A 16,217-nucleotide genomic window follows, 5' to 3' on the forward strand; every position below is an offset into this window, starting at 1 on the left:
TACAGCGTTGCTGACCGATGATTGGCTTATACGGGAAGTGCGATGCAGCTTGAGTTGCTACTTCGGATAGTTGAGGGGTATGGGTTAGGATTGGAGAAGCCACGCGAGCTCCTTTCGACGTCGACTTGCGTGGTGCTGCAGCTCGCTAAGCAGAGTTCCAATTCGTTCTAGCGAGCTGCAAGGTCTTAACTTAAGGCGATTCATATGTCGCTTCGTTCGCGTGATACAGCATTCGGTAGCTCGGAATTACGGAGGTTTACCGCCTCTTTCCGCCCAGATAATATGCGCCGATACCTGTTCAGTCGGGCCTATCCCTTGGTGCCAAACGATCTGCATTTGTTGTTCATGCAGTATCGCCGTCCAGGCGGCCAGACCTGTTATGGCTCTGTGAGGCCAGGGCAGTTCAGAATCCATCAGTTCCGGAACTAGGTTTCTCTGCCAAAGCCAGTGCGAATCCGCAGTGGTAAAGACCAATGCTCCCCCAGGTTTGAGTACTCGACGGACCTGAGGAAGAATCCTCGATGGATTAGAAAATTCCAGGGCACCGAATATAGAAACGATGAAGTCCCAGCAGTAGTTCGGCTGTTCGGTGAGGAAATCCGCAGCTTCGCTCTTGACCCAATGTATGGATCCAACCCCAATGTGTTGTTTTGCTCGATTGACCTGTTCAGCGGCGAAATCAACGCCAACACACTTTGCACCGTGTCTTGAAAGGGCAATGAGATTGGAGCCATCACCACAACCCAGCTCCAGGACGTCGAGATTTTCGATATTACCGAGAATCTCGACGCCAGGGCCGATACCGGGGTACTGGCAGAGTTCCCAGCGTTCTGGAATCAGCTCGGTTTCGGGGTGCTGCCGTTGTGCAAGTTGGTTCCAGAACGCGGGTGTGTTTGGGATGCTCATACTTCTGGATCTGTACCGAAAACCTGTAGATGGGACCGGACCGTACGTAGATTGCCAGCGATCCTTCTCAGAGACTCGTGGTCACGCTTGAGAAGTTTCTTGGTCTCATTCATGGAAATACGATCTTCAGGAGTAAGAGGGCGGTTTGACTTCGCCCATCGATCGAGCTGTTCTCGCATGAGATCGGTAAACTTGGCTTGCTGCTCTACGAGTGACATGAGCGCACCAAGCGGCTCGTCCCATCTCTCTGGGCGTGGTTCGCCGCCGGCTCCTGCAGTCTCCAGGTTGTAATTGGTGTGCTGGAACAATGCCAAGGCTTGCTGTGTGTTGTCCCGCGACTCCCAAATGCGACTACGCTCTTCTGTATCCATTATGATCTCCCCATTTGATTGAGGGGCGGAACGCACAGCTCCGCCCCTGGACTGTGAATTACTTTTGGAGAGTCGCTTCGATCCAGGGGATGCGCATCGCAGAAAGTTCCCGGCGGAAATTAGCCATGTCGGCACCGTAGGGCACGACGACACCCCCCGCTCATATTTGCTGCGCTTTGGCAACCGTGCACAAGACGGCCCCCAAGGGCAGCATGAGCGAGAAGCGACTCGCGCCTGCGATGCTCGTTGAACCAGCCAGAGTGGTAGAACTCGTCCATCGCCGTGGCGGTCTTCTCATCGAGATCATAGACCACTTCCATGGCCTTGCACAACATCCACGCCGGTGACGCGTTGGCAATATGCCCGTCCTCATTGACTCGATTGAGTGCCATAAGCACGGAACATTCCCGCAACATCGTTGGGGCCTCTGTTGGAATCCAGTCAAGCTCCGGGTCATCGAGGAGATCGTCACAGAAGAGGTGATCATAGACGTTCCATGCGTGGGTGAGAACCTCTACTGGGTTGGTCGTCTCTCGTCCATTGGCGGCGACGTAGTCCAGAGCAATCTGCTCAATTGCGACACCGGGCTTCTCGATCTGGGGGAGAAGGTCATCCCTAACCTGATCCCAGTCGCACAGAATCCACTGAGGATTCTCGTAGCGGAAGAACCACTTGTCGGGGTCGATGGTGACTCTTGCATTCCCGGTCACTTCATCGGCGGTAACGGCGATTCCGTCCAGACGATTCCAGGTTGTCGTGAAATTGGGGAATTCGGCAGTGAACTGTGCGGTAGTGTCCGCTACGGCATTCATATCGATCTCCATTCTGGGCAGAACCCGTTGGTAATCTTGGCGGACACGTACGCTGCGATTGAGATCGCTGCATGCCATACTGTGTCTGCCATCGCTGTAATCCCAGAATCAGACGAATCGATGCGATTGTCACTATTGCGCCGTTGCCGCAACGGTTAAAACCAGGCACGCAACGGTTGCGCGACGGAGGACGGCATGAATAACGCCGATGACAAGGTTTATGACACCGAAGGTAAGCTCCGCGCCGAGCGCGAGAAAGCGGGCGTCACTCTTGGAGAGATCGCAAGAAAAACCGGTAAAGACAAGGGGCACCTTTCTCGAGTGGAAAAAGGGGAGCGCCCAGTTACTCCGATATTGCTTTACTGCTATAGATGTGCTCTTGGAGTGGAAATTGAGTTCAGTCAGGGGGCAGGTTCCAGTTCGCGAGTTGAGTCTCTTACGATGAGGAACTCGACGGCAGAGGATTCGGAGGATGCCATGCAACGACGAACGCTGCTCGGCAGTGTCATCGCCACAGCCACTGGAGCAGCTGCAGCCGTCCCGATTGACTCGGTTCTATCGACGCTGCCGTCGTATACGGCACCGGCAACGGTGACAACTAGGGACGTTCTTGAACTGCAGCAGGCCACTGATCTATTGACACAGCGTGACGCTGCTGGAGCCGGTTACAGCCTCGTAGCCGAAGGTCGTGCGTTGCTGGAATGGGCATCGAATATGGCTCGCCATGCGCGCAACGAACAGGTTCGCCAGGACCTTGCTGCAGTTAGCGCTTATCTGGCAGATCGAACCGCGTGGGTCGCGCTCAACCTTGGACATCATTCCCTGGCAACGCATCTTCTGGGGCTCGGGCTCCGACTTGCTACGGAGGCGGACGACCCGAACCTCTCGGCACAGATCCTCTGCGATATGGCCGGTCACAGCGTCTTTATTGGAAAAGCTACCGATGCGCTCGCCTACGCCGAAATAGCTTTGGCCGACAACAGTATCCTCCCTCAACTTCGTAGCGCACTTCACGCTGTGATGGCTGAAGCCTACGGTGCTCGTGGCTATTCCGCTGGTGTGCGGGATCGAATCGATGCCGCGATAGACTGCGCTGACGACCGTGACGTGAATACGCTTGATGTTCCCGGCTGGATTCCAGCATTCCGAACAAAAGGAACCTTGTCCGCGTCCACTGGGCTCGCTGCTTCGCTGCTGTTCGATGCTAAACCGACGAAAACCACTTCGCGACTCGCCTTGGAGTATCTCGAAGCGGCAGTGGAGACATTGGGCGGACGTCCAGGCCGATCAGCGACTCTTGCACGTGTCCGGTTGGCAACACTTCATCTGGCAAGCACGAATGGAGATCGAAGCCGCGGGCTCTCCATTTCGCAAGACGCAGCTACTGAAATGACGCATGTCAGGTCGGTGAGGGTGCAACGCGAACTGCACAGTCTTTACGCTGCACTCCGACAGAGAAAACCGGATCCTGCTTGCGACGATATCCGCCAACGAGTCGCGGCATTGTTGAACGGCCAGGCTACACAGGTATGACAGGGGATTCCACCCGGACAGTTGCAGCACGATCAGCAGGTATAGCGACAGCAACACTCACCAGTCGCGCAACCGGCTTCCTTCGGACCGTCTCGCTTAGCGCGGCCCTCGGTGCCGGCCTCGTAGGAAACTCCTATGCCACCGCGCTCATGCTTCCCGGCATCGTCTACGAGATTCTACTCGGCGGCATTGGAACGGCTGTCCTTCTTCCACTGCTCCACAGGGCCCAGTCAAAAGGCGACAAGTACGCTAATGATTTCACTGCTCGCATCATTAGTGTTTCCATACTTGCCTTCGGCACTGTCGTCGTCGTACTGATGGCCATGCTTCCATTGGTCATTCCGCTTCTGGGAGGCTCTTCCGTATCCGCTGAATCCAACCGTCTTGCGATTCAGCTCTCGTTGTTCACAGTGCCTACAATCGCGGCCTACGGCGTGGCAGCAACACTTACCGCCTGCCTGCATTCTCACAAAGCCTTTGGAGTTCCGGCCATCGCCCCAATGGCCAACAACGTAACTCTCATTGCCGCCGCGACCATCCTATTGCTCACTCCGGCAAGCACTTCGAATTCCACCACCATTGGCGTTCTAGGTACTGCGACACTCGCCGGAGCCATGCTCCAAGTGCTTCTACTCAAGCGAACTTTGCAGCGAGTCACAGGCTACCGCTGGTCCTGGCAACCCTCGTTGCGCGGATACGGCCTTAGATCCCTTGCCCGTACACTCGGCTGGGTCATCGCCTATACCGCGATCGCCCAAGCAGGCACCATCGTGACGCTCGGACTATTGCGAGCCAGTTCGACGACCGGCCCCATGATATACAACAACGCCTGGATCATCCTCATGATGGCCTACGGCGTCGTAGCTCTGCCCATCATTACGTCTAGCGCACCAGACCTCACCGCTCACGCAGCCGAATCACACCAAAAGGCCCATGAAGGATACCGGCATGCCTCCCGCTTGGTTCTCATCGTCGCCATTCCTACCTCCCTCGTCGGTGCAGCGCTCGCCGTTCCCATTACACGATTCGTATTCAATTGGGGTCGGTATACGGATGCAGATGCCACCGCAACCGGTCAAGTGCTCGCCGTCGGTCTCATCGCGCTGGCACCATATGCGATAAGTCAGCTTCAGCTCTGGGTTTTCCTGTCCTTGCGCGACGCCAAAACACCCACGATGGTCATGGCTTGTGGAAGTCTTCTCCGAATCGTTCTCTGTGTTGCGGTCGTCACATTTCTTCAATCGGATTTGACAGGAATCGGCCTTATTGCCGCTTGGGGCATTGGCAATCTACTTGTGGCACTCGTCGGCGACGTGGCATTCCGGTACCGTTGCCGCCGTCGTTGATTGAGGCGTGGATGGAGACGATCTAATCGTGGGTGCAAAAACGGTGGTGGGGGAGGGGCGATTTTGACGAACTTCCCCGTTATTCCCCCACCACCGTCTATAGTGTCCGGTTATCGATTGTCTCACCTTTGATTACGGTTAGCATGAGGTTCGAAGTTGTAGGGTTCGAATCCCACCTCCTCCGCAGATAAAAAGCCCGTTCCCGGTGCTAATGCCGGGAACGGGCTTTTTCATGTCCGGTCAATAGGTCGGCCTAATCGTTGACCCATTCGGGGTGCTCGACCATCCATTCCGAAACCGTGTCGGTCTTAATGGCCTCCCACAGCTTATTGGCCTCTTCCAATTGTCCGCTGTCCTCATCCATGACGACGTAGGAGATGCCGTTGATGGATTGTTCCTGGGAGGGAACGCGGACGCGTTGCATGTCCTGGGGGTCGAGGTCGATCATGGCGGCGAAGAAGTCGACGAGTTCGAGTTCACCCAAGTCGATGGTGAGCTTGTCGCCGATGCCTCGCAGTAGCTCAACGGCCTTGGTCGGGTTTTTGTGGAAGCCCTGTTTCTTCGCCTCGGTGAGGAGGCTCATAATGGCCTGCTGCTGCATCTTCTGGCGGCCGAAGTCGCCCCAGGTGCCGTTGGCGTAGTCTTCCTCGCTGTCCCAGCCGTAGCGTTGCCGCACGAGGTCGAGGGCGTCGTCTTTGCCGTAGTACGCGCAACCTTCGGGGTAGAACTTCTTGTCGCCGTGAATGGATCGAATATCGTGCCAGGGGCACAGCTCGATTTCACCGACGATGTCGATCAGGTCGAGGAACCCGTCGAAATTGGCTTCGACGGCACCGTTGAAGGTGATACCGGTGAGGTTGCTGACGGTGTTGATGACGTTGGTTCGGGATTCGTCCTGGTCCTGGAAAGCAGAGGCGGACGCGTTGATCTTATTGGAGCACGGGGTGCCGTAGCCGCAATCGGCGATTTCGACGTAGAGGTCTCGGGGGATGGAAATCAAACTGACGTCGTCGAGGCCCTCGCTGATATGGGCGATCATGATGGTGTCGGCACGTGACACCCCTCCGTCGGACTTGTCGACTCCGAGGACGAGGAAGCTGAGCGGACCGTCGATGTTCTCTTCATCGATCTCGGCGCGGTTGTCTCCCAACATGTCCTTGGTTTCCACCGCATTGTTGCTCTCATTGATCGCAACCTGGGTGAGAGCGGCGGCGCTGGCCGAGGCGGTCATAATGAGGGCTCCTACCCACACGAGCGCGTGAGCCCACCAGGGTGAGCGTCGAGACCGGGCCATAAATCCCCTCCAGATCGATCGTGCTTTCCGACTCCCTACCTAAACGCTTAAGAGGGCTATGAGGTTGCATCAACCTACCAGGCTCTGGGGCGTCAGGGGAGTTCCGGTGTGGTTGTAGCCGGGATATTAACGAATAAAACACGCATTCTACCGCATGAGATTGTGACGTAGGCCTACCGGTCATTGGTCGTCAGCAGAAAATTACTGAGAGTGGGCTACGGAAGTTGTTTCCCACGCCGGTACGAGCAGGCAGCGAGATGTTCTGGTTCCGCAGAGACTCCAGAATGACAGGTAGACCAGTTCGCAGCGCAGCGTTGGGAAGGACAAATCGATGTCAAGGTCCTGTGTGATCGTGTTCGGATCGTCGACGGCCAGCCGGTCCAGGACCAGTCGATTGAACCGGTCGCGTAGGCCGACAAAGGCGTCATGGGGTACGACGTCGGGATAGATGCGGTCGGCATAAGGGGTTCCCTCGTCGTCGTTCAAATCCGGCGGTGTGGTCTCGACGGCTCGGTGGAGGTCGAGGCGTCGAAAGGCACTGGTAGCCGGGTAGAGGTGATGTAGTGGGAGGAGGGTGTTGCCGTACTCGCCTCGCCAGGACACGGTTTTACGCGGACGTCCGATTGTGGTTGATTTCGTCCACGACACGGCACCGCGCCGTGTGGTGTAGCGATATCGTACTGACCCCGACCACAACCAGTACGGCAAGTACGTGGCACGCAGTTGTGCGGTGGTGGCGCGCAATCCCGGACGGCTTTTCCAACGGATCGCTTTTTGAGCGCTCGTGCGGTCGATGGAGTGTGGGGTGTGATGGCTTGGGGTCGGCAGGATACGGGTATCGGGTCGGCTCGGCTTGGCTTCGTGGCACAGCGGGCAGCTTCCGGTGTGGCTGGCGTAGCGGTACCGGCAATACGGACACTGGTAGGTTATTTGCGAAACGGAGGCGACCGGTGATTCCGGCCAGGTCCAATCAGGGTCGATGCTTGGCGGTCCGAGCCCTCCGGCGGGTTTGAGCGCTCCACAATTCTGGCAGCCGGTATCGCAGGGCTGGGGAGCGACGTGATTGATCGACCCACAGAAATAGCAGCTGTATGAACCGTCCACGTGTCTACATTATGTTCCTTGTGGCGCTGTGGGGGCGAAACCACGGCTTCAGGGGATCTCGGGTTGGTCGAGGTCGATGTCGAACGTCGTCGGGCTCCATCCGTTTGATGAATCGCGGGCCTGAAGGTGAATTTCGGTCACGTCGATGGGGATGCCGACGTCGGGGATGCTTCTGGTGAACGGCTGTTCCGTGGGGTGGGGATGGTCGAATTCATGAACGTGCAGTGGCTCGTGTTCGGAATCGAGAACGCGGACCGCATCGGCCCAGCGTTCCGAGGAATCATACGGCGAGGAGACGGTAACGGTGACGGTGAATCGACCGTGGGAACGTTCGGCGACGGCATCGACGATCTCCGGGTATTCGGGTGGCGGCGGTTCGGGGTTACCGTCGTCCGAACACCCGGTCAGTACCAACGGTATGAGGATCATCAGGGGAAACAGGCCGGATTTAAACGCTCGTCGCATGATTTCAGGATAGGGTTCCGGTTCTCGAATTGAAATACCAAGGCGGCGTGCACTAAAGGAGTATTGGCGGTTTTCATGATTGGGAACGTCTCGCTAGCATGAAGAAAACCCAAGTATGATCGTGAGGCCTTCATGTCAGCACTGTCGATTCGTCGAAGCTTGGTCGCCCTCCTCGCTCTATCGATGGTGAGTGCGGGATTGGCGGCGTGCGAACGGGAGCCCACCGAAGCCGATAGCGAATCCAAAGTGTTCGAAGAGGATATTTCCCGCATTGAGGTGGATTCCAATGGGGGAGCTATCAGCTTCAACGCCACCGATACCGACAATGTGGAGCTGGAACGTGAACTGGAATGGTCGGATAACAAACCCGCCTCGGCCGAAGCGGTGGACGACGGTGTCTTGAGCATTGAGGTGACCGGTTGTCCTCTCATTAACCAGCGGGACTGTTTCATTTCGTATCATTTCAACCTTCCCCACGACGTGGATATCGAAGTCGAAACCGAAGCGGGGAACATCGAACTCACCGGCATGCAGGGCGACATCGACGTGAAAACGGAGGCCGGAAACGTCACCGGCAAAGGCTTGGCGAGCGAGAACATCACCGCGCGAAGCGATGCGGGGAATGTGAATCTGCGGGTGGTGGACGAGGCCGATTCGGTCGTAGCCACAAGCGAAGCCGGAAACGTCACGCTGAACTTCGCCAGTCCCCCAGGAGAAGTGACGGCGGAAACCAAAGCGGGAAACAGCACTGTCATCGTGCCGAGCGACGGCACGGTGTATCAAGTGGACACCAAAGCGCACGCCGGTTCGGTGTCGGTGGAGGTGGCGACCGACGATGCGGCCACCCGCACACTCGACGTCTCGTCCTCGGTCGGCAATGTGCGGGTGGACTATCGCTGATTCGGTGCGGGCGAGGCGAACGTCCACACCGGATCCGTATATATCAGCTCTCCGACCAACCGGGAATCGGATACTGCTTGACGAACTCCGAGATCTCCCCGGCGATGGTGGAATACTGGTCGGTCTTATCGGCCTTGGCCGCCTCGATGGTGCGGTCGATCCACCCGGCGATCAGATCCATGTCGCCTTCGGTCATGCCGCGTGTGGTGACGGCGGCGGTTCCGATTCGCAGGCCGGACGGGTCGAACGGCTTACGTTGGTCGAAGGGAACGGTATTGAAGTTCAATTCGATACCGGCCTGGTCGAGCGCCTTGGCGGCGGGCTTACCGCCGATGCCCTTGTTGGTGAGGTCAACGAGGTTAAGGTGGTTGTCGCTGCCGCCGCTGACCAGGTCGTAACCGCGATCGTTCAAAGCGCGTGCCAAAGCCTGTGAATTGGCGACGATCTGATGTGCGTAGTCACGGAAGGACTCGTGGGCCGCTTCGCGCAGAGCCACGGCGATCGCGGCGGTGGTGTGGTTGTGCGGACCACCCTGCAGACCCGGGAAGACCGACTTGTCGATGGCCTTGGCGTGCTCGGCGGTGCTCATGATCATCGCTCCGCGCGGTCCACGCAGGGTCTTGTGCGTGGTCGTGGTGACGACCTCGGCGTGTCCGACCGGGCTGGGGTGCGCTCCACCGGCGACCAGACCGGCGATGTGAGCGATGTCGGCGACGAGGACGGCGCCCACCTCGCGGGCGATCTCGGCGAAGGCGGGGAAGTCCACCGTCCGGGGAATCGCGGTTCCCCCACAGAAGATGAGCTTGGGTCGGTGTTCCTTCGCCAGGTCGGCGACCTCGTCCATATCGATGCGACCGGTGTCCTTCTCCACCCCGTAGTGGACGGCGTTAAACCATTTACCGGTCGCCGAGACCTTCCAACCGTGGGTCAGGTGCCCACCCATCGGCAGACCCATGCCCATGACGGTGTCGCCGGGGTTGGCGAAGGCCATGTACACCGCCAAGTTCGCCGGCGAACCCGAATACGGCTGGACATTGGCGTGCTCGACTCCGAACACGTCCTTGGCGCGACCGATGGCCAATTCCTCGACCTGGTCGATGATCTGCTGCCCCTCGTAATAACGTTTCCCGGCATAGCCTTCGGAATACTTATTGGTGAGGATGGAGCCGGTCGCCTCCAGCACCGCTTCGGATACGTAGTTCTCGGAGGCGATCAGTCGGATTTTCTCGGATTGACGGCGACCCTCGGCATCGATGAGCCGCTCGATCTCAGGATCGGCGGAGGCGAGACTCGCGGTCAAACGTTCGTAAGCGTCAGTCATGTGAAAATGTACCCTTCGGGACCGAGCCCGCGCCGAATTCCTTCGGCGCGGAATCATAATCGCTGCTGGTGACCGGGCAGGTGACCATTGTTCCACGTGCAGGATAACCGCTGAACGACGTCGAGCAAAGGCCACGTGTGCTCGACGGTGAATGTGTCACCGAGCCGGGCGGCGATATGACTGTCACTCTCGGGACGGGTCGTCGACACCGTCTGTAGCCCAGTATTGTGCGTTCTATGTCTTCAGAATCGGCCGCTTCGAAAATCGGTATCGGCTTCGGGATCGCCGCAGCCGCCGCATTGGCCCAAATGGGATTGGCGTGGGGCTTCGGCCTACTGTCCTGGTCCGAGTCCAGTCCCGGGGTGTACGCCTACCGCCAAAGCGCCAATACCGCCTGGGTGACCTGGTTCGCCGCAGTATCGGTCGTCGTCGGTGGCTTGGCTTCCGGAATGATGGGAAGCTACGCCGGGACGCGGTTTTCCGCCCTGGCGCGACTCGGAGCGGTCGTGGCCGCGGCCGTCGGGGGCTTTGTCACCGGCCCCCTCGTTTCCTTGGCGGCCCATCAGGGAACCGCCGCCGGTGGTTTCCCCGCCGGCCCGATCGCCGCCGCCGGAATCGGAATCGTCGTAGGGTTCGCCCTGACGCTGATCGCGCTCGCATCGGTAGCGGTCGCGGTCAACGTGGGCGCTTCCGTGGCCCTGGTGTGGGCCTTCGCCGTGTTCGCCACCTTCACCGACATCGGAAGCCAAGTGACCCCGGTCGTCGAACTGGGCGTCTGGGGCCGTTGGGGTGCGGACGGCACGTTCTTCGACAGTCGTGGACTGTCGATCGGTCTGCCGTTCGTGACCGGCTCCTTCCTCATCGGTGCGGTCGTGGCCGCCTTCGCACGGAAACGACCCACGACGTCGTCCGGCTACCGTATGGCCGCCGCGAGCGGTATCGCCGGCCCCTTGGTCGTGGCCATCGCCCATTTCGTATCCGGTCCCGCCAACGCCGACTCGGTATCGGACATGGCTCTGCTGAACATCGGACCAACCGCCTGTGTGGCAGGAATATTGGGATCGCTGATCGTGGCCGCGCTGCCGCGTTCGGGAGGTCAGATCGATGACGGTATCGCCGATCCGGAGGAAGGGACCGCGACGGCTCCGCAGCAGAGTGAGCCCGACGATCCCCCAGAACCGGCGAACCTCTTCGAACCGACCGGCTCGCAGCCGACGGTCACCAAGACCGCCCCGGCTAAACCTGCCCCCGCCAAAGCTGCTCCAGCGCAGGCCGCCCCTGCGGCAAGCGAATCACGTGAAAAGACCCGCCAAATGCCGGTGGACGACACCGAAGGTTGGGTCCAGGACCTACGTCCCCTGGACAGCGAAACCACCGACACGAACGCGTCGACGAACGTGGACTCCTCGCCTGACGAGAGCGAAACGGCCAAGCCTCGTAAGAAAACCAAAAAGAAAGCCGCGCGCCGCAAGAAGAAACCCAAACGCGACGAGAGTGACGGCAGTGCCGGCGAGTTAGACACCGGTGGTGACAGGACCGGCCCGAGCGTGAGCCTCGGCGGAAATGACACCACCGGACACCACGGTGTCCCGGTACGACACGGTGACGGACACCGCCTCTCCGTCCACCGAACAGTCACGCATGCGCGCTGAATTGCGCTCGGCCATTCGTGTGGCGGCCCGACAGGCGGATGCTTCGCCCAGGGAGAGGTGCTGCGCGGCAGCCAAAGACGCGGTATCGGCCGCCATCTTGGCATGATGCCGGGCCGCCCGCGCCTGCGCCACCGCGCCCCAGGCAAGCGCGATGACGACGATGGCGGCAATGACGGCCACGACGATGATCGTGGCGCTACCGCGTTCGCGTTCGGGTCGTGGAGGCGTATCGAACATGGGTTACTCCTATCGGTGTTTCCAACGATTACTGTGGGAGAGACCGTGGTCGCTGCTGTTGGGCGGCGGAGGCCTCGGATCGCAGGTGAAATTCCGGTGAGAGTGGACCCCACGGCCGCACCGACGCGGTGACCGAAGCGGTGACGATGTCGCCTTCCCGTTCGATGGCCAGTTCGGCCGATTCCGGCAGCTGCGCGGCACTGGCCTTATGCGGTTGGCCTCCACGGGAAGCGGCGAGGACGGCGATATGGGCGGAATCGATCGTGCGGATCTTGGCGGCCACGGCCGCCTGTGCTCCCAACGCCAGTGCGAGGACGGTGATGATCACCGGGAGCGTCACGGCCAGCTCGGCGGTCACAAACCCTCGTTCGTGGCGGCGACGTTGCGATAGTGTGCGTTGGTCGGTGCGTCGGACAGCGAAGGCGTTGGGCATGGGGTCCTTTCGGTGCGACGGTCGGGTCGGTGCCTCGGGTGTTCGCGAGACACCGACGTGATCGGTCGTCATTGCCGTGGTCGGGTATGACACGGGCTATTGCAGGGCGTCCTGTATCAGTCCTTGCAAGGTCTCTTCCACCGCTCCGGAAGTGAGTACGTTGAGGAGGAGCCCTGCGAACGCCACTGCCGCAAGAGTGCCGACGGCGTATTCAGCAGTGGACATTCCTCGTTCGCCGCGTAGGCGCTGTGCCAGGGCTCGAGTGACGACTCCGGGCCGACGGACGGCGCGCGCTCGCGGTCGAGGTGAGCGGTGGTGCGGTTGTGGGCGGGAGATCTTCGAATCGAGAATGGACATGGTTTTTCCTTCCGGTTGTGACGTGTGTGTACGAGGTTGACGTTTCTGTACGGGTTCACCAGGCCTCAAGCCCGGTGAGGAGCGCGGCGACGGTGGGGATGATCCCCAGGAGGACGAAGGCGGGCAGGAAACAGAGGAACATGGGTGCCAGCAGGTGCACTCCGGTTGTGGCGGCCCGTTCGTTGACGGTGGTGTTGTGGGCGAGGTTGATTCCCGAGGCGATGTTTTCCAGCGTGGCCGATAGGGAGGCTCCGGTTGTGCGGCTGCGCTCGACGGCTGTGACGACGCGTTGTCGGCGTGTCAAGCCGGTGAGGTGTCGGCCCGCTTCGTGGGCGTCGGCGCCGAGGGCCAGGGCGGTGCCGAACCGACGCAGTCGGTCGCTGACGTCGTCGTTTGCGGTGTCGGCGATGTGGATCGCCGTGTGGCTGAGGGGTCGACCCGCACGTAGCCCGGCTGCCAGCAGATACAGCGACCAGGCCCAGGCCGAGTCGTGGGTGGCCGTTCGTGGGGTGCGGTTCAGCAGTCGGTGGCCGCTCCATCCTATGACGGCGGCGGTGATCAGGCCGGTGAGGCTGGGGGCGGCGATGAGGCAGGCGAGTGCCGCCAGCGGCGGTATGACGCGTCGGGCCGCAGCGTTGGTTCGGGTGCGTGTGGTGCTCAACGGTGTTCCTCCAGTCGGTGTGTCAGAGAATGAATCCACCACAGTCCGACGCCTTGCAGCAGTAGTCCGAGCAGCAGGTTGAGGTTGCCGACGTCGGTGGTGAGTAGAAAATGCAGCGGATTGGTGCCCAGGCCGTAGGCGAGCGCGATGCCGAGGAGTGGAAGTGCCAGCAGAAGCATGCCGGTGGCCCGTAGGGGTGCGATGGCGGCTCGGGTCTTGGCTCCGGTGTCCTGTTCGTGGCGGATCTGTCGGGCCAGGAGGTGGCAGAGCTCGGCGGCGGGCACTCCAAGGCTGTGGCTGAGTTTCCAGACTGATTCGAGGCGTGTGATCGGTTGCGGTGGCGGCCATTGGGAAACCGCGTGTGCGAAGGCGGATTTGGTATTGGCTCCGGAGGCGAGTTCGGTGGCCAGCGCGACGGTAATGTCACTGGCCGAACGGCGGGCCTCGTCGCACCGGCGACGTCGTTGGGCTGCGGACCAGGCGATCAGCGCACCGATGGTGTAGGCAGTCATGGCCAGCGAGGTGAGGACCATGGCCCGCCATCCCCACGCGGCGAGGGTGAGAACGGCGGGAATACCGGATACACCGAGTGCGAGAAGGATTCCTTTGGAGTTCGGCATTAGGCACCTCGTTCCTCGAGCAGGCGAAGAAGTCGATTCCAGGCGACTCCGTGCCCACGCGTGCTGTAGGCGGTGCTGACCTCCAAGCCGGAGTCGCTGTCGTCGATAAGCGCGATGTGGTCGACATAGCGTTGACGTTTGGTGCGATGGAGGTGGACGATCACGCGCAGTGCCGCCGAGATCTGGGCGTGCAATCCGGTCCGGTCGGCTCCTCCGGGCAATGCGAGCGCTTCGAGGCGAGCGGGAACGTCGCGGGCGGTGTTGCAGTGGAGTGTTCCGGCACCGCCGTCGTGACCGGTATTGAGGGCGCTCAACAGTTCGGTCACTTCCACTCCCCGGCATTCGCCGACGATGATCCGGTCCGGTCGCATGCGTAGTGCTTGGCGGATCAGCTCGGACAGTTCGACGTGGCCGTGCCCCTCCGGGTTCGCCGTTCTGGCCTGCAGCCCGACGGTGTGCGGATGGGCTGGTTTCAGTTCCCGGTTGTCTTCGACGAGAATGATTCGTTCGGAGTGACTGATGTGGCTGAGCAGTGTGTTCATGAGGGTGGTTTTGCCCGTGCCGGTGCCTCCGGTGATCAGGAAGGCGAGTCGGGCGTCGATGATGCGGCGCAGAAGGTCCGCGGTGACGTGGTCGACGGTGTGGTTGTCGCGCAGTTGATTCAGATCGAATGCGCGAGGCCGATGTGTCCGTAGTGAAAGATAGGGGCCTCGCGTCGCCAAGGGAGGCAGGATGGCGTGCAGCCTGGTCCCGTCGTGGAGGCAGACGTCCACGTACGGGTGGGAGGCGTCGAGGCGACGTCCGGCGGAACCGGCGAGACGCGAAGCCAACCGCCCCACGGTGTCGGCGTCGGGGAAACACGTGTCGGTGTGCTCGAGGCCGTGGCCTCGGTCGATCCAGACTTGATCGGGTCCGTTGACCACCACGTCGGTGACGTCGGGGTCGTCAAGGAAGCCTTGTAGCGCACCAGCTCCGGTGAGGTCCGGTGCTACCGCTTCGGCCAGTGATTTGAGGCGCTCATGGTCGGGTGGTGCGGTTTTTTCATCGCAGAGTGCCCCAATAATATGGTCGCGGCGTGGAAACGGGCGTTGATTCTCGGTCAGTCGGCGACGGATGCGTTGGGTGAGGATTGAAGTCATGCTGCCTCGCGGATTCGGTGGTGGATGATGCGGTGAATCGATTGCACGGCCTGCTGGGTTCGTTTACCGAGGCGACGTCGTCGCAGTTGCGTGTCAATGTGTCGCAGTTGGGGAATCTCGCCCCAATGCGAGTGCGGTGTATCGGGAGCGCGGGTGCGTCGCCGTGTCATGAGCCCCAGGTTCGGATGGGCGGGAAAGATGTGGGAGATGGCGCGCATTCGGGCGAGGTCAAGTTGTTTCCCGTTGCCACACAGAACGGTCGCGTCGGCGCGGTCACGTGCGAACTCGGTGGTGTCGTCGGGAGCGGTGGGAAGGTTGAGATAGACCGCTCCGCACGCGGTCGTGGCGGCGTCGTAGACCGACTGCAGCAGCGAGACGCTGGGGTTGTGTGGTGACACCGTGTGCGATAGGACGTAGAGCCGGTTTCCGTGCGGCAATCCCTCCAGCAGGCGCGCGGGATTCATGTCGCCTTTCGCCGAGCGGATGGTGGGCCATCGCCATCCGGGAGCGGTCGCGAGATTAAGTCGATGGTCGACACCGCCGGAATGGGCATCCAGGTCGATCAGTATCGTCGGCTGCCGCCGACTCTCGTAAAGGGCCAGTGCGCACGCCAGAGTGGTGGCCCCCGCTTTACCGTGACCGCTTTGCACGGCGACGACGCGGGCCGGGTCATGGTCGTGTCGCGCGCGATCGAATGCGCGGGTGAGCCATTCCTTACCGGCCGGATAGGCGATGAGATTGTCCGCCCCCAATCGATATCCGTCCAGCCACTGGAGGCCGGACTCGTCGCCGGTATGGCACACGATCACGTTGCGGCGTCGTGGCAGGCCGCGACGTAGGCAGTGCTGCAGCTGTTCGGAATCGACGACGACCACGTCCGCCCGGTTCCAGTCGGCTCGAAGTTCCTCGGAGGGAGTTCTGAGAGTCAAACCGCACTCGCTGCTGGCGGCGAGGGCTCTGACGTCGCCGATGAGTGTCGCGTCGGCGCTGATGAGTAGGCCGCTGGGCATGGAATACCTCCTTGGTGGGCGCTCGGTGCTACTCGCCCCGCGGTCGGCGACGCGGG

The 16,217-nt window shown here is 60.6% G+C and carries 17 protein-coding genes; 3 read left to right on the top strand and 14 right to left on the bottom strand.

Annotated elements, in window-relative coordinates:
- Window positions 1-246 precede the first annotated feature (246 nt).
- The 3 genes from HALAL_RS17455 to HALAL_RS16630 all read right to left on the bottom strand — a co-directional run bounded on the left by HALAL_RS17455 (window position 247) and on the right by HALAL_RS16630 (window position 2,089).
- Window positions 247-906, bottom strand: coding sequence for a class I SAM-dependent methyltransferase (locus HALAL_RS17455; RefSeq protein WP_025273202.1), 660 nt, complete (start codon window positions 904-906; stop codon window positions 247-249).
- On the bottom strand, window positions 903-1,277 hold the full coding sequence (locus tag HALAL_RS0106370) for a hypothetical protein (protein WP_025273203.1): 375 nt from the start codon (window positions 1,275-1,277) through the stop codon (window positions 903-905). The genes HALAL_RS17455 and HALAL_RS0106370 overlap by 4 nt, the downstream gene beginning before the upstream one ends.
- Window positions 1,278-1,396: 119 nt before the next feature.
- Window positions 1,397-2,089 (bottom strand): hypothetical protein, encoded by a 693-nt coding sequence (locus HALAL_RS16630; protein WP_211240439.1) that lies wholly within the window; start codon window positions 2,087-2,089, stop codon window positions 1,397-1,399.
- Between the two features lie 195 nt (window positions 2,090-2,284).
- Here HALAL_RS16630 and HALAL_RS0106380 point away from each other — a divergent pair, with 195 nt between their 5' ends.
- Window positions 2,285-3,622 carry a helix-turn-helix domain-containing protein gene (locus HALAL_RS0106380; protein ID WP_025273204.1) on the top strand — a complete coding sequence of 446 codons (1,338 nt, stop codon included), beginning with the start codon at window positions 2,285-2,287 and terminating at the stop codon, window positions 3,620-3,622.
- Window positions 3,619-4,968: a lipid II flippase MurJ gene (locus tag HALAL_RS0106385; RefSeq protein ID WP_084471886.1), complete on the top strand. Its 1,350-nt coding sequence runs from the start codon at window positions 3,619-3,621 to the stop codon at window positions 4,966-4,968. The genes HALAL_RS0106380 and HALAL_RS0106385 overlap by 4 nt, the downstream gene beginning before the upstream one ends.
- Before the next feature lie 253 nt (window positions 4,969-5,221).
- Here HALAL_RS0106385 and HALAL_RS0106390 read toward each other — a convergent pair whose 3' ends face one another.
- The 3 genes from HALAL_RS0106390 to HALAL_RS0106400 form a co-directional block, all read right to left on the bottom strand.
- Window positions 5,222-6,199, bottom strand: a complete 978-nt coding sequence (locus HALAL_RS0106390) for an LCP family protein (RefSeq protein ID WP_025273206.1) — start codon at window positions 6,197-6,199, stop codon at window positions 5,222-5,224.
- A 264-nt stretch (window positions 6,200-6,463) separates the two neighbouring features.
- Window positions 6,464-7,366, bottom strand: a complete 903-nt coding sequence (locus HALAL_RS16635) for a hypothetical protein (RefSeq protein WP_035534404.1) — start codon at window positions 7,364-7,366, stop codon at window positions 6,464-6,466.
- A gap of 48 nt (window positions 7,367-7,414) precedes the next feature.
- The gene (locus tag HALAL_RS0106400) at window positions 7,415-7,831 is read right to left on the bottom strand and encodes a hypothetical protein (RefSeq protein WP_025273208.1); all 417 of its coding nucleotides are present in this window, start codon (window positions 7,829-7,831) and stop codon (window positions 7,415-7,417) included.
- A 132-nt stretch (window positions 7,832-7,963) separates the two neighbouring features.
- On the opposite strand from HALAL_RS0106400, the gene HALAL_RS0106405 reads away from it, so the two are divergent.
- Window positions 7,964-8,731 carry a DUF4097 family beta strand repeat-containing protein gene (locus HALAL_RS0106405; RefSeq protein WP_025273209.1) on the top strand — a complete coding sequence of 256 codons (768 nt, stop codon included), beginning with the start codon at window positions 7,964-7,966 and terminating at the stop codon, window positions 8,729-8,731.
- 43 nt (window positions 8,732-8,774) lie between these two features.
- Here HALAL_RS0106405 and HALAL_RS0106410 read toward each other — a convergent pair whose 3' ends face one another.
- The 8 genes from HALAL_RS0106410 to ssd all read right to left on the bottom strand — a co-directional run bounded on the left by HALAL_RS0106410 (window position 8,775) and on the right by ssd (window position 16,161).
- Window positions 8,775-10,052, bottom strand: coding sequence for a serine hydroxymethyltransferase (locus HALAL_RS0106410; protein WP_025273210.1), 1,278 nt, complete (start codon window positions 10,050-10,052; stop codon window positions 8,775-8,777).
- Window positions 10,053-11,566: 1,514 nt separating this feature from the next.
- Window positions 11,567-11,941 (bottom strand): Rv3654c family TadE-like protein, encoded by a 375-nt coding sequence (locus HALAL_RS18045; protein WP_084471888.1) that lies wholly within the window; start codon window positions 11,939-11,941, stop codon window positions 11,567-11,569.
- 28 nt (window positions 11,942-11,969) lie between these two features.
- On the bottom strand, window positions 11,970-12,446 hold the full coding sequence (locus HALAL_RS0106425; RefSeq protein ID WP_156937635.1) for a TadE family type IV pilus minor pilin: 477 nt from the start codon (window positions 12,444-12,446) through the stop codon (window positions 11,970-11,972).
- 24 nt (window positions 12,447-12,470) lie between these two features.
- Complete coding sequence (locus tag HALAL_RS19280) at window positions 12,471-12,629, bottom strand: DUF4244 domain-containing protein (RefSeq protein ID WP_342670470.1); 159 nt, start codon at window positions 12,627-12,629, stop codon at window positions 12,471-12,473.
- Between the two features lie 157 nt (window positions 12,630-12,786).
- Window positions 12,787-13,392, bottom strand: a complete 606-nt coding sequence (locus HALAL_RS18800) for a type II secretion system F family protein (RefSeq protein ID WP_051462787.1) — start codon at window positions 13,390-13,392, stop codon at window positions 12,787-12,789.
- A complete protein-coding gene (locus HALAL_RS18805) occupies window positions 13,389-14,012 on the bottom strand; it encodes a hypothetical protein (RefSeq protein ID WP_025273215.1) in 624 nt (207 codons plus the stop codon). The genes HALAL_RS18800 and HALAL_RS18805 overlap by 4 nt, the downstream gene beginning before the upstream one ends.
- Window positions 14,012-15,151 (bottom strand): TadA family conjugal transfer-associated ATPase, encoded by a 1,140-nt coding sequence (locus HALAL_RS0106445; protein ID WP_025273216.1) that lies wholly within the window; start codon window positions 15,149-15,151, stop codon window positions 14,012-14,014. The genes HALAL_RS18805 and HALAL_RS0106445 overlap by 1 nt, the downstream gene beginning before the upstream one ends.
- Window positions 15,148-16,161: a septum site-determining protein Ssd gene (gene ssd, locus HALAL_RS0106450; protein WP_025273217.1), complete on the bottom strand. Its 1,014-nt coding sequence runs from the start codon at window positions 16,159-16,161 to the stop codon at window positions 15,148-15,150. Before ssd ends, HALAL_RS0106445 begins: the two co-directional genes overlap by 4 nt.
- Window positions 16,162-16,217 lie beyond the last annotated feature (56 nt).

The organism is Haloglycomyces albus DSM 45210, from assembly GCF_000527155.1.
GTDB lineage: Bacteria > Actinomycetota > Actinomycetes > Mycobacteriales > Micromonosporaceae > Haloglycomyces > Haloglycomyces albus.

Excerpts from the sequence above, each read along its gene's own strand:
- HALAL_RS16630 (WP_211240439.1), bottom strand. The coding sequence starts at position 2,089 with ATGAATGCCGTAGCGGACACTACCGCACAGTTCACTGCCGAATTCCCC.
- HALAL_RS0106405 (WP_025273209.1), top strand. The coding sequence starts at position 7,964 with ATGTCAGCACTGTCGATTCGTCGAAGCTTGGTCGCCCTCCTCGCTCTA.
- HALAL_RS0106370 (WP_025273203.1), bottom strand. The coding sequence starts at position 1,277 with ATGGATACAGAAGAGCGTAGTCGCATTTGGGAGTCGCGGGACAACACA.
- HALAL_RS0106425 (WP_156937635.1), bottom strand. The coding sequence starts at position 12,446 with ATGACGACCGATCACGTCGGTGTCTCGCGAACACCCGAGGCACCGACC.
- HALAL_RS0106410 (WP_025273210.1), bottom strand. The coding sequence starts at position 10,052 with ATGACTGACGCTTACGAACGTTTGACCGCGAGTCTCGCCTCCGCCGAT.
- HALAL_RS0106385 (WP_084471886.1), top strand. The coding sequence starts at position 3,619 with ATGACAGGGGATTCCACCCGGACAGTTGCAGCACGATCAGCAGGTATA.
- HALAL_RS0106445 (WP_025273216.1), bottom strand. The coding sequence starts at position 15,151 with ATGACTTCAATCCTCACCCAACGCATCCGTCGCCGACTGACCGAGAAT.
- HALAL_RS0106380 (WP_025273204.1), top strand. The coding sequence starts at position 2,285 with ATGAATAACGCCGATGACAAGGTTTATGACACCGAAGGTAAGCTCCGC.
- HALAL_RS0106400 (WP_025273208.1), bottom strand. The coding sequence starts at position 7,831 with ATGCGACGAGCGTTTAAATCCGGCCTGTTTCCCCTGATGATCCTCATA.
- HALAL_RS18045 (WP_084471888.1), bottom strand. The coding sequence starts at position 11,941 with ATGTTCGATACGCCTCCACGACCCGAACGCGAACGCGGTAGCGCCACG.
- HALAL_RS0106390 (WP_025273206.1), bottom strand. The coding sequence starts at position 6,199 with ATGACCGCCTCGGCCAGCGCCGCCGCTCTCACCCAGGTTGCGATCAAT.
- ssd (WP_025273217.1), bottom strand. The coding sequence starts at position 16,161 with ATGCCCAGCGGCCTACTCATCAGCGCCGACGCGACACTCATCGGCGAC.
- HALAL_RS17455 (WP_025273202.1), bottom strand. The coding sequence starts at position 906 with ATGAGCATCCCAAACACACCCGCGTTCTGGAACCAACTTGCACAACGG.
- HALAL_RS18805 (WP_025273215.1), bottom strand. The coding sequence starts at position 14,012 with ATGCCGAACTCCAAAGGAATCCTTCTCGCACTCGGTGTATCCGGTATT.